Genomic DNA, 13,382 nt, shown 5'->3' on the forward strand with positions numbered 1-13,382 from the left:
CAGAACGATTTTCCAACAAAAAAGAACCTGTCAGGTCCTATTTTCTCCTGATAGGTTCTTTTTTGTTTTATTTCGAAATGATGTTAGGTATTCGAACTCTAAGGTCCTATATGCATTCCGATCTGATTAAGCGACCTCGGCTGCTTGGGAAACCTGAGTACCTCCGGTCGCTCGGACTTTGTAGACATAGTGGCTTCCGGCTTTTACCGTGCGGTCTGTATACGTGCTTCCCGCTACTTGCGAGGCAATCACCTGATAGGCCCCGTCGGTTCCGTCAGCACGCAGCACATCATAGGAAGATACGCCTTCTGCCTGAAGCCAATTAATCTCTACCGCCCCATCCTGAACAGAGGCAGCCTTCACCCCTGTTGGAGCTGAAGCTGCGGTCTGATCTGTACTTTTTAATTCCAAAATATATTGTACCGCTTCGCCAGGGCCCAGCTTTTCTTCAAAATCAAGGGCAGGAGAAGCCTTGAGCCCTGATATGGAACGCTGTGCCTGACTGTAAGTGGAACCCGCTCCAAAACGTTCACCCGTGTACAAACCGGCATTCGGCATTGTCACCCGTACACGAACGGTCTGCGTGGTGGATTCGAAATTCACTAGATTTACCAGCAATTTGTTTGAAGTAGCGCCGCTACCTGCCAGCGGTTTAAGCTTGGACGTATCCACCGCACGCACATACACCATTTTATCCTTGGTATCCTCTGGATTCAGCACTGTATAAGTCAGAGGTTTCCCATGCGTGGCATAGGCTAGACTCAAGCGTCTCATGATCTTAACACGAGTGTCCTGTCCCTGCCCGAACGGATAAATTTCTGTGTTGGCCGGGTTATGACTTTGCAGATCGAAGCCTGTTTTAAACAGCGTATAATCTTTATAAAAAGCAGCGTGCTGGATAAACATATCGGCAAACCCAATTTGTGAACGCATAATCCGGTCGAATGCGGCTGCTTGTGGCTGACTAGCCCCGTAATCTGGATTATCTCGATGCGTATCATTGGTACCGAACTCCGTGTTCAGCATCTTCTTCGCCAGTCCGTCGCTCGAACCGCCGAAGGTTTTCAAATTTTGAATGAAGCTGCCCCCGCCCTCTTCATTATACGATTCACCGTAGGCGTGTCCGTTGGTCAGGTCGGTGACTTCCTCCAGCTGTTTACGCTGCGCCGGGTCTCGCTCCCATCCATCCGGATCACCGCATTTTTTCGTACCTCCGGTTTGATTTTTGCACGCCTTGGTAGAGTACGTCGGCCAGTAGGCCCAACCCGGCGCTACCGTTTTGAGATGCGGTGCCAATTGCTTCCCTTCCGTATTCAACCACTTAGCTACAGCCAGATTTACCGCCTTGGAGCGATTAAATAATCCAGGTTCGTTATCTACTTCATAATATTGAAGATAAGAACCGTATTTTTTTACATAATCGCGCAACTTTTGCTTGGCCGTCTCTGGCAGAGAACCATCTTTTTGCAGCTTGATATCACCTGTATATAAATACAAAGCAGACGATTGCATATTATACTGCTTTAACGTTTGATAGTAATCATCCACGTCTGTACATGCCTTGCCCACATTGCTGGCACAGGTGACCCTCATGACATTGCCACTATAAGCAATTCCCAGCCATTTGAGAACGTATGGTAAATGCTTAACTGCACCCTGATCATAATAAAATTCTTTATTGTTCACATTTGTTCCGGTCAGTATATATTTACCGTGTACCGGTTCGGTCGCAGGTGAAGCTAACGTCTCCAAGCTCAAGTCATCCCAAGTCCACCACACATTTTTATCTTCTGCAGAGGAGCAGTATAGGCAGCGCGCTGTCTTTAGCTTGAGTACGTTAACACCGCTTTGCAATTGCTCTTTGGGTATATACAGCTCGTAGTTGTTTTTGAAATTATAAGCACTCCCAGTACCGGATACTCCGGCAATCTGAATAATACCGGACAGCTGTTGATTTGAAAATACAGCCATTTGTGGGACTGCTTTGCCCGCATCTAAAATCCGAACACGGAATATCATACCATTGGGAGGAATCTGATTCAGCTTATACTGGAGTGTCAGTTCAGGGTTCGTGGACGCATTCAAACCGGGAGGAATATCTCCACTGCTGAGCAATACCGGAACTGTTGTACTCTCTTCTGCTACCGACAACGCTGACATTGCTCCTTTAGCAGATGATTCGGTAGAGGCAGCTGCTGTAGAAATGTCGATATTATCCCTGCCGACCACACCTTTGAATTCCGCTGAAGAGTCATCCCTCTGCCCCAGCTTCCATACTGGACTGGCAGCTGCTACTTTATCCGTCTGCAATTCTGCGCTTCTTGAAGGCGTGTATATAAACCAAGCGATCATCGCTATAGCTACGATCGCTAGTAGTCCAGATAAAACTCCTGTATACCTATGGGATAACCATTTTTTTATCATATGATCGACCCTCTCTCCTCAAATTTTTGGACCGGGAAAGAGTATTAATCAAGGAAGAAACAAAGCGTTTCCGGGAATCACCGCTTTCGCTTCATGCTGACTTTCCCACATTAGACGTGCCATCGCGTCGCCTTTTTCATCATAGTATTCTACTTTTAAATCTACCATTTTGCCTGCTTCCAAAGTCATACTGCCTTTACGCTCTGTCCAGCTTTGTTTGAACCAGCTGTCAATCACCAACTTGCCGTCTACCCATACACGGATACCATCATCGGATATCGTGGTGAACGTATAGGTCTCGCTATATTGCGGTTTGATTTTACCCGTCCAGCGAACCGAGAACTGATCGGCATTCACCTTAGGGTCAGCTGCATTGGCACGCCAGTTGTAGTCCAGCTTGCTATCTGTACGGATCAAAACAGGACTTCCATTCAAATTCATATTGTTAAAATATTCGCCACGCAACCCGTTCACATATACCACATCAGGAACAGAAGGAGGAGTCGGAGCTGGGGGAACGATCACTACTGGCGGAGCCGGGATAGGCTCACTTTGTCCCTCGTCCGGTAAGGTCGGTATATCTGTCCCAGGTGGTTGAATCGTTTCCAATCCATTCTTCACATCATCCCGCGTCAAACTCCTCGAATCATTCATATAATCCTGAATTTGATTTGTTGTGTTATTCTCAGTCAGCATCTTGCCCCAAGTCATGGAATATACCCATTTAGGTTGAGCCTGCAACACCTCAGAACTAGGCATCTCACCGTGCTCCCCAATGGCAATCGGCTTATTCCGTGCCAGCCCAAGCAGACCTTCGTAATGACTTTGCTTAAAATCATTGTTGTAAATATCTACTGCCAAGATGTCCACTCTGTCATCCCCCGGGTATTTCGGGGTGTACGGGACAGTATACGAATTGGGCGCATTCGGACTCCATACCCACAGCAGATTGTTCAATTGATGTGTGTTGGTAAAACGGTCGTACATGATATTCCATAGCTGATTGAAATTATTTTTGTTTCCCCACCAGAACCAGTCGCCATTCATCTCGTGGTAAGGTCTCCACAAAACCGGAACCCCTGCATCACGAAGCTGCTTTAACGATACAGCGACCTTATCCAGATCGGCAATGAGGAGGTTATACTGCGTAGTACCTGGGGTCACGTATTTGTTGAACTCTGTCTGACTTACTTTCGCCTGTACATTGGCCCAAGTCAGTGGCCTACCTGGTAGCGCTTCATGAAAAGTCATCGTCACAATACCACCGGATCTGTCCCAACGGATAGCACTATCGACGACATTTTTACGTTGCGCTGCTTCTGTAGCGTCAGATTGACCAGAGATAGCTCCCATCTCATAGCCGTGTACACCTACATATGCCTGACTGATTTTTTGGACCTTGTTACTTAATTCATCCGGACTTTCCAAATAATCATGCTGACCGGTGACTATTTTTTTCCCTGAGATGTTGAGTAAATAATTGTATAGTTCACGGGCCTGAATAGAAGCGTCCGAATTAACAGGTTGTAATGAAGCGGCATTCGCCACAGACAGAGAATCACCAAAACCGACGGGCAACAATGAAAAAAGTATAACAACGGGGAGTACATGACGTATCAGTCGATACAGAGGAATAAAATTGAATCTCACTTTCGCTCTTCCTTTCGGTAGCCAGGCTGCCATCCTTGTGGAAGGCCCTTTAGCTTTGCGTACCTGCCTTTCGACAGGGCTGCGTTTATCGTTGGAAGGAGTTTGGATTCCTTCTTACCCTAAGTATCGACTTTATTTTACCAAAATTTAATAGGTCATGTTCATGAATTTACAGGTTTTCGCCCAAATTCGACAGTTTGGGCCATGAATTTTCATGAATTTGTCTTTTTTTCGTTTTCACGAAAATAATTATGAGATAAATTGGTGACGGGAAATTTCATTCCAATCCATACAAAAGCGGACAATATCCTCTTCAACCAATTCAGAGCCAGTCTGCACCTCAATAAAATCCACATCGGTCACAGCCAAAATGCTATGCTTCGTCCCTTCAGGAATGCGGACTACATCACCAGCCTTTACTTTGTGTAGCTTCTCATTCAAAATAATTTCCGCTTCACCGCTAATAATGGTCCAGATTTCACTCCGTTTGAAATGAAGCTGGTAGCTGATATTTTTGCCTTTTCGTACGCGGATTCGTTTGGTCAATACCTCGTTACCCTCGTCATATTTGACATAATCCACAACCCGATACTGCCCCCAACGACGTTCTTCATACATTGGACGCTGATCATGAGCCTTGAGCACTTCTTTAATACGAGGACTTTCTGCCTTATTGGTCACAAGAATGCCATCCGGGCTAGCGGCTACAATCAGATCATTCGTTCCAATGATCGCCACAGGAATGTCCAACTCGTTAATAAGACTCGTATTGACGCAATCCTCCGTTACTACACCTCTGCCCACTTGTTGATTAGACATTTCTTCTGTGAGCGTATTCCAAGTACCTAAATCCTTCCAAAAACCATCATACGGAAGAACTACAATGTCCTTTTCCTTCTCGACTACTTCATAGTCAAAACTGATTTTTTCCAGAGATGCGTATTGCTTTTGCATTTCTTCATAATTCAGCGGCAATCCCTTGGATGCCAAGATATCCAGCAAATAACTTAATTTGAACGCAAAAACCCCGCAGTTCCATAGAGCATTGCGTTCAATCAGACGCTCCGCCTGCTCCCGGTCGGGTTTCTCTTGAAAATGGCTCACTTCGCGGTAGCCAGTGCTACCTTGGGTGGCATCGTTTTTCGGAATAATGTAACCATATTTCTCTGAAGGATAGGAAGGGACAACCCCGATTAATGCAAGCTTGCCTTCACTCTCCTGAAGCGTATGTTCCAGTTGGGCTACGGAGGCGAAGAAAGCATCCTCAACATAAGGATCTACAGGCAATATAGCTACAATTTCATCAGGTGAAACACCTGCAATGGAATATAAATAAGTCGCTGTCAGCGCAATCGCAGGAAAGGTGTCTCTGCGTTCTGGCTCAACAATGATACGCGTATTCGGCCCAACCTGACTCTGGATCATTTCGACCTGTGCTCTCCCTGTCGCAATAAACGAGGATTCTGATAATCCGTTGTCTCCCAATTGTCTCCATACCCGCTGTACCATGGATTCCGAAGTCCCCTCCGGGCTCTCCAGTACCTTCAAAAATTGTTTGGAACGGGAATCGTTGGACAAAGGCCATAATCTTTTACCGGAACCACCAGACAAAAGTACGAGCTTCATAACTCTCCACTTCCTCTCTATAATGTATGGGTGATCGGATGGGGCAGGGTTGAGTAGTCCGCTACGGGCTGGATTTGATCTTACGATCGCTGTTGGACCGGGATTCATTCGATTATATAAAATCGTATATAGGTTTGAATCCCGGTACAAAGGCGAACGCTATCGCTTCTCCAGATTCAAATCCACCCCTGCGCTACTCAAAAATGCATCATGCCGATCATATCGTTTATTGCAAAAGGCGCGACCGGACATTATTAAGTCCGGTCAGCCTGTAAAAATCTCACGCCTTCGGCAACAGCAATGGCGTCTTTGCGTCGCAGGAGCAGCATAGCGTATCCGCATGGTAGTGCTTGCTCCACAGGGGCGGCGCAGCGGCGCTTGACCGGAAGGAGCGGCCTCAACGGTGCCGCTCCTTCCGATACGCCCTTCCTACTCCCATCCCATAAGGTGGGAGTTTAAAAACTGTGACTCCACGGCGGAAAGCAGCGGAGCGGGCAGAATTGTTCTGAAGAAGCGCAGCGTTTGCCTTTACCCCCGGATTTTAACCTTTGAATGTTTTATACAATCAAGAAAATCCGGGGGGAACAGCAATCGGAAGAACAATCTGCACGTGTAGCGTTTCCACCCCCGCCACAGTCACTTTTTAATCTGTCACTTTTAAACTTCCACTTTATCTCTGTTCCACCCACTCATCCGCGGACGACCCACGGAATAGTATTCCAGCCCGGAGCCTTGAATCTGTTCCTCGGCGAATACGTTACGACCGTCAATTAGAACCGGTTTGCGCAGAAGGGAGGCCAGTTGTACGAGATCGACCTTTTTGAACTCTTCCCAATCGGTCAACAGGCACACAGCGTCGCTACCTTCGGCGGCTTGCTGTGGGGATGAGCACCACACAATATTCGGGTGATCCACGTGCTCCTTGAATTTATCCATCGCAATGGGATCATACAGTTTGACAATTGCGCCTGCCTGAATGAGTGTTTCTACGATTTCCAGTGCTGGAGCTTCGCGGATGTCGTCTGTATTTGGCTTGAAGGCGAGGCCCCAAATGCCAATCGACACACCGTTCAGTTGACCCAGCGATTCACGCAGCTTGGATACAATCATAAAGCGCTGGTCGGTATTCACCTCGACCACCGATTTCAACAACTTAAATTCATAGTCTACATTACCCGCAATTTGGATAAGCGCATTTGTGTCTTTTGGAAAGCAAGAGCCACCATACCCGATCCCTGCTTGTAGGAAAGAGGAGCCGATCCGTTTGTCCATCCCCATGCCATCAGCCACACAGGTTACATCGGCGCCAACCTTTTCGCAAATATTAGCGATTTCGTTAATAAACGAAATTTTAGTTGCCAGGAACGCATTTGACGCGTATTTGATCATTTCAGCACTACGGATATCCGTCACATAGATTTTATCCGTGAACACCTGATGCAGAGTGACCATTGTTTCACGCAATCCAGTATTGTCCAAACCAATAATGATGCGATCCGGATGAAGCGTATCATTGATGGCTGAGCCTTCTCTCAGAAACTCCGGCGCAGATACGATATCGAAAGACAAACTCGTGTGACGAGCCAATACGTCCTTAATCTTTTCGTTCGTTCCGACAGGTACAGTACTCTTGGTCATAATAATCTTATACCCGTTCATGGCTTTCCCAACATCAGCAGCCGCCTGTTCAATGTAGGACAAGTTCGCCTCGCCGTTAGCCAGAGAAGGCGTACCTACCGCCAAAATGACGATATCCGAGCGGCGTACCGCATCAGCCAAATCCGAAGTAAACTCCAATCGACCTGCTTCCAGATTCAGCGCGATCAATTCCTCAATACCCGGTTCATAAATCGGAGATTCTGCCCGGTTCAACATGTCGATTTTGTACTGCTCCAGATCGACACAAATCACCTCATTACCTTTTTGCGCAAAACATACACCCGAGACGAGCCCAACGTATCCAGTACCAATTACAGCCAGCTTCATTCCGTTCATCCTCCTTTTAGAAAGTTCACATAGGCTTGTTCTACATACTTTTTCAGTTGATCCTTGAAGTTATCTTCATCAAATTTGCGGGCATGGGTAATGATATCGTCCACATTCCATGCATGCTGCTCGACCTTTGCGACGGCCTCTAGCACATCCTCTACTTGATGCTTGCGGAAAAATACGCCGTTCACATGAGGAACAATCGTATCCAGCGCTCCCCCACCCTGAAAAGCGATGACAGGCCGTCCGGCCGCATTCGCCTCCAAAGGCGTAATACCGAAGTCCTCTTCGCCCGGAAAAACGAGCGCTCGGCATTCTGCCATCAGCTTGTTAACCTCTTCGTCCTCAAGCCTGCCGAGGAACTCAATGTTCGGGGCAGCCATACCTTCGAGTCGTTTACGATCTGGTCCTTCACCCACAATGCGCAGCTTGAGACCGTTACGTTTGAATGCTTCGATCGCGAGATCGATGCGCTTGTAGGACACCAATCGGGATACGATCAGGTAATAGTCACCGATGTTTGTAGCGCGTTTAAAACGGGATGTATTAATAGGTGGGAAAATGACATCCGAATCCCTTTGGTAATAGTGCAAAATTCTTCTTTTAACAACCGAAGAGTTGGCGACAAACTGGTCTACGTTGCGCGAAGTTTTGGCATCCCATGTTTTCAACCGGTTCATGTACAGCTTTAGCATGTTTTTGAGCAGGTTGGATTTGGACTGCCGGGCCATATATGTATCGTAATCCCAGGCAAACCGCATCGGTGTGTGACAATAACAAATGTGAAACGTATGTTTGGGTACCTGGATGCTTTTCATAAATGCACTGCTGGAGCTTAAAACAATATCGAAATCCCTAAAATCAAAATCACGGATAGCGATGGGATATAGCGGCAGCACTCCTTTGAAGTTGGCCTTCACTCCTGGGACTTTTTGTAGCCAAGTGGCTCTAATATCCGCATCTTTCAAGTTACGCGACAGGCGGTCGTCGCTGAACACCGTTGTGAAGATAGGAGCCTCCGGATACATATCGTGGAATACCTCTACTACCCTTTCCGCTCCGCCCATTTGGATTAAGTAATCGTGTGCTATCGCTATTTTCATCTAAATCATCCTTTAACGCGAATGTCGGTCAGACTCCTGCCAACAAACCCTTATAGTAATGAACTATATCCTTAACTGTGTTCTCGATGACAAAATGCTTCTTGACCCGCTCCATCCCTCTCTCACCCATCTGCTGACGTTCCTGTGGATGCTCCAACATCCAGCGGATGGCTTCTTCCAGCTTAGCCGGGTCACCCGGTTCAATAAGTAGCCCGGTTTCATGGGGTACCACCGTTTCCTTGGGTCCACCCTCATTGGAAGCAATCACTGGGAGACCAGCAGCCATGCCTTCAATAATGACCTGGCCGAATGGTTCTGGTGTGATAGAGGTATGAATCAGCAAATCACAACGCTGCATCAGGCCTTGAATGTCATCGACGTGCCCCAGCAGATTGACATTAGCCAACCCGTATTCGCGCATCGTAGACTCTAATCGTTGCTTGTATTCCTCTTCTCCGAACAATGCATCTCCAGCCAGCCAGAATTTCACACGCTGATCCGGTAAAAAGGAACGTGCCGCTTCCAGTAAAATATGTTGTCCCTTCCATTCCGCCAATCTGCCGACCAATACGACGTTAAACGAGTCATCACCACGTGAATGCGCAGCCGTGTCACGTGCTGTAATTGCTTTGGCAAAAGCGGAATAAACGACGAGCGTCTTTTTGTCCGGGGGTAACTCCAATGCACTCAGCGTGGACTTGGAATTGGCAATCACTCCGTTGGGCAAAAAGCGGGACATCAGCCGAATTCCTTTGGCTACAATCGGCTTCAGATACGGCGGACCGATGTGGTCACGGATATGCCAGATCAAGGGCAGCTTCGCCGATTTGGCAGCTACTGTACCATACAGTGCAGACTTGAGCGAGTTCGTGTGAACGCACACGACCTTTTCCTCACGCAGCAAGGGCGCAAGTTTTCTACCGTATGCCAGCAAACGAAAGGCTGCTGCAGGCGCACCTAGATTCACGGCGTTCCGTCCCCGATTGCGAATCGAATCGTCCAATGGAACGATGCGCACATCAATATCACGCTGCCGAAGCCGATCTGCCAAATCGCCCTCCTCTGCCAAAATAACGAGCGGGTCGATATGTTCCCCGATATTCGTCAGTATGTTATACAAAGCGACTTCGCCGCCGCTCCATCTTGCCGTATGGTCAATATAAGCTACTCTCATCATTTCGCCGCCGCCTTTCTGTCAAGGACCTGTCGGAACACCTCTTCCACCTGCTCCGCTACATGTCCCCATGTATATCTGCTCAGGACATGGTCCCGGCATTCCCTTGCATTCGGTAGAAGTTCACGATGATCCAGCACACGCAGCAACCCTTCAGCAATGGCTTCACTGTCCGTTCCCTGGAACAATAGCTCGGGACGGAATCCCCTTAAAATTTCCTTGCTACCGCCCACAGGAGTGGCCAGCACTGGCAGTCCCGAAGCCATTGCCTCCACCGTGATCAGACCGAAACCTTCCAGCGCCTGTGTAGGTACGACGAACAAATTCGATGCTTGGTGGTACAGTGGAAGCTCCTCATCCGACACATAACCGAGCAGCCTTACATGGTTATGAAGATTGTATTCCGCTACCTTGGAAGCCAATTCCTCCATCAAGGGGCCCTTCCCTCCAATCAGCAGCAGATGATCAGGATGACGCTCGGTTACTCGTCGCCATGCTTCGAGTAGCTGTAGCAGTCCCATTCGATTAACAAGACGACGAACGGTTAGCACAATCGTCGCGTTTTGCGGCAAATTCAGACGCTCTCGTACTGCTCCCCGATCCTCTGCTGGGTGGAACCTTTCTACATTCGCCGCTCCGGGAATAATGTGAATTTTGCTGAGTGGAACCTTATAGTGCTCATGCAAAATATCCCGAAAAGTCTCGCTTAGCACTATAAATTTATCCGACAGACCGTAGGCCTTCATTTCAATGGATTTAGCCAACGTCGTTTTTAGAAAATGCTTGATACCCTGTCCTTCAATCTTCATTTCCTCCGTCCACGGTCCGTGAAAGGTGGTAACTACCGGGATTCCTCTTTTTTTCGCCTCCAGCGCTGGCCCGACACTATAGGGAGCAAAATGGGAATACAATATATCCATCGGTTGCTTGTCGAACAACTCTGCTGCATATTTTTGCATTAGCTCCCGGCGCTTCCAGATGGATTGCTGCTTGCTGCCAATCGTATGAATCCGAATACGGTCGGGTGCTTGCGGCTGCTCGTCACTACAGATTAGAGCATCCAACGTATTGCGCTCTAACGTAAGCTGCTCACAGATCGATTGGAAATATGTGTTGAGGCCTCCTGGCTGCAAAGACGGCCAGCTCAACCCCGTTGCCGCAATACGAAATCCGTTATTGTACGACATAGCTGGTTTCTCCTTTCTGCTCGGTATGTCCGTCATCCACGATTTCTATCTTTTTTCGCCGCTTGGTTAGCTCATAATGCTTGAAGCAGACGAGAAACTCATACATCACCCAGAAAACGGCTACGGCAAAACCCGCCAATCCCTTGCGGTATAAGCCTTGGACAAAATACTTCTGCACAAAGCGGGCAGGAGGCCGCCACAACAGTCTGGTCATCCGAAAGGATCTTCCTTTGTTAAACGCCGTCTCTGCTTCCAGATCTGTATATTTATTAAAACGGGTCATATGATCACTGATGCTGCGGAAGCCGTAGTGCCATAACACACCCTCCAGATTGACAATCTGGGAAGAGGCTACATCCGGCATTTCATGAACAAGACTATTCGTAATGCCATAAATACGACGATTGTACAAACGAACCAGATATTCGCCTTTATTCATCCATTTGCCGAGAAAATCACCAATCCGAAATACGGAATATGCTTTGGCCGGATCGTGGAGCGTTTCTTTTACTTTCAACAAATCTCCAAGCAACTCTGCATCCACTACTTCGTCCGTATCAATCAGGAATATCCAATCAAATTCCGCTTTTTCAACACCAAACATGCGCTGCTTGGCATAACCGGGCCACGGGTTAGAAAACACCCGACAGCCCAAGGATTCAGCTACCTGAATCGTATTGTCCTTGCTCCCTCCGTCAATGACGACGATATCGTCCGCAAAGGGCTTGCAGGATTTAATGGCGGCTGTGATTCGAGTGCCATCATCCTGAGCGATAATAACTACGGATATCCGGTTGTCCGCGGGAACGCTAGACATGTGGTTCATTAGCGGGTGCCTCCTTCTTTATCTAACCGTTAACTGGCTTTTTCCGGATGTAGTGTGACATCGTTGATCGGAGCCATTGAAAATCTTGTTTGGAAATAAGCAGTCTTGGAATCTTCATTTTTAGAACGAATTTAACATTACATAAAATGAAAATGAACCGTAGAATCCCCGAAGACAGCATTGCTATCCCTGCACCCGTCAATCCATATCTCGGCACGAGTATGGACAGCAATGGAATGACGAGCGCCAATCCGACACCCTGTAGAATGGTAACCAGTTTGGGCTTACCCAACGCCATAAATTGTTGTGCCAGCACCATGGTCCCTCCACTGATAGCAACCTCAAGCACAAGGAACCGGAATACCGTAAGCGCTTGTTTAAACTCTTGACCATATAACAATGTAAATACGAACGGAGCAATCAGCATCAGCATCATCGCAGCCAGAAAGGTTGCTGTTGATGTCACTCGAAATGCCCGAAATGTTATGTCCACCGCCTCTTCCTTATTCAGACCAGAGGCTTTGGGAAACAGCACGACAATGATCGAGGTAGAAAATACATTCACCATCCTGGCCAAGCTGACCGCTACTGCATATAAACCGAGATCAGCGGGTCTGAGCAGACCCGCAATCAAAATCTGATCAATATAAGTGGAAACCTGCCCCATGAGATCATTTCCGTATGAACCCATACCGTAGGTAAAGAGATTTTTAAATTGCGTCCAGCTGTTCTTTACCTTGGGTTTGTACAGCCGAATCATTCGTATCGTGACACCGATATAAATCGGCAAGCCTGGTAGTAAATAAGCCAATGCCGAGGTGTACGGATTCATATTTCCGGTTAGGATCAGAATCGCCAGACCCAGCAACGTACTTAGCGGTACCAGATACCGGAATAAATTGTACTGCTTATATTCCGAGCGAACTTGAAGCAATGCATTATTGATCTGTGAAATCGCTATGAGCGGACACATCATCATGGAACACTGCGCGAAAAGGATGACCGATGAAGAAAAAGAGCGCAGCCAATAAGGAATTAGAAATACTCCGACGAGTGTCGCCAAGCCCCCGAACATGGTAGCCAGCAACAAGGCCAAACCATATAGCTTGCCCGTTTCCTCCGGTTTCCTTTTCGCATTGTAAATCAATGCAGAAGGGACACCGAAGCTCATGCAGAAGGCGAGAAATTGAGACCAGTTCACCATCGCTGTCTGTTCCCCGCGTCCAGTAGGACCCAGGAATCGTGCCGTTAGCACACCAGTCAGCATGTTCACGACGAGAATCAGCATACTGAATATCATCGTTTTTACTGCTGCAGAGCTGTTATCCTTGCTTTTGGCAAACCGAATCACTGTGGACCATAGTGTCCGGACAGGTGCGGATAATGCTTGTAAGTTTTGCACA

The 13,382-nt window shown here is 47.6% G+C and carries 10 protein-coding genes and 1 riboswitch; all 10 genes read right to left on the bottom strand.

Annotated elements, in window-relative coordinates; genetic code table 11:
• Positions 1-126: 126 nt before the first annotated feature.
• The 10 genes from ACEN8J_RS16230 to ACEN8J_RS16275 all read right to left on the bottom strand — a co-directional run bounded on the left by ACEN8J_RS16230 (position 127) and on the right by ACEN8J_RS16275 (position 13,381).
• On the bottom strand, positions 127-2,424 hold the full coding sequence (locus tag ACEN8J_RS16230) for a PD-(D/E)XK nuclease family protein (RefSeq protein WP_340954626.1): 2,298 nt from the start codon (positions 2,422-2,424) through the stop codon (positions 127-129).
• Between the two features lie 48 nt (positions 2,425-2,472).
• Positions 2,473-4,074: a glycosyl hydrolase gene (locus ACEN8J_RS16235; RefSeq protein WP_029516202.1), complete on the bottom strand. Its 1,602-nt coding sequence runs from the start codon at positions 4,072-4,074 to the stop codon at positions 2,473-2,475.
• Between the two features lie 13 nt (positions 4,075-4,087).
• Positions 4,088-4,168: riboswitch (cyclic di-GMP riboswitch) on the bottom strand.
• A 155-nt stretch (positions 4,169-4,323) separates the two neighbouring features.
• Positions 4,324-5,700, bottom strand: coding sequence for a sugar phosphate nucleotidyltransferase (locus ACEN8J_RS16240; RefSeq protein WP_029516201.1), 1,377 nt, complete (start codon positions 5,698-5,700; stop codon positions 4,324-4,326).
• 254 nt (positions 5,701-5,954) lie between these two features.
• The gene (locus ACEN8J_RS16245; protein ID WP_176715759.1) at positions 5,955-6,101 is read right to left on the bottom strand and encodes a hypothetical protein; all 147 of its coding nucleotides are present in this window, start codon (positions 6,099-6,101) and stop codon (positions 5,955-5,957) included.
• 256 nt (positions 6,102-6,357) lie between these two features.
• Positions 6,358-7,686: a UDP-glucose dehydrogenase family protein gene (locus ACEN8J_RS16250; protein WP_029516200.1), complete on the bottom strand. Its 1,329-nt coding sequence runs from the start codon at positions 7,684-7,686 to the stop codon at positions 6,358-6,360.
• Between the two features lie 5 nt (positions 7,687-7,691).
• Positions 7,692-8,792, bottom strand: coding sequence for a glycosyltransferase (locus tag ACEN8J_RS16255; RefSeq protein ID WP_029516199.1), 1,101 nt, complete (start codon positions 8,790-8,792; stop codon positions 7,692-7,694).
• Positions 8,793-8,820: 28 nt separating this feature from the next.
• Complete coding sequence (locus tag ACEN8J_RS16260; protein WP_029516198.1) at positions 8,821-9,969, bottom strand: glycosyltransferase family 4 protein; 1,149 nt, start codon at positions 9,967-9,969, stop codon at positions 8,821-8,823.
• The gene (locus tag ACEN8J_RS16265; RefSeq protein ID WP_029516197.1) at positions 9,966-11,153 is read right to left on the bottom strand and encodes a glycosyltransferase family 4 protein; all 1,188 of its coding nucleotides are present in this window, start codon (positions 11,151-11,153) and stop codon (positions 9,966-9,968) included. Before ACEN8J_RS16265 ends, ACEN8J_RS16260 begins: the two co-directional genes overlap by 4 nt.
• Positions 11,140-11,979 (bottom strand): glycosyltransferase family 2 protein, encoded by an 840-nt coding sequence (locus tag ACEN8J_RS16270; protein WP_039269533.1) that lies wholly within the window; start codon positions 11,977-11,979, stop codon positions 11,140-11,142. Before ACEN8J_RS16270 ends, ACEN8J_RS16265 begins: the two co-directional genes overlap by 14 nt.
• Positions 11,980-12,001: 22 nt before the next feature.
• Complete coding sequence (locus tag ACEN8J_RS16275) at positions 12,002-13,381, bottom strand: lipopolysaccharide biosynthesis protein (protein WP_029516196.1); 1,380 nt, start codon at positions 13,379-13,381, stop codon at positions 12,002-12,004.
• Position 13,382 lies beyond the last annotated feature (1 nt).

The organism is Paenibacillus sp. Paensp38 (assembly GCF_059491915.1).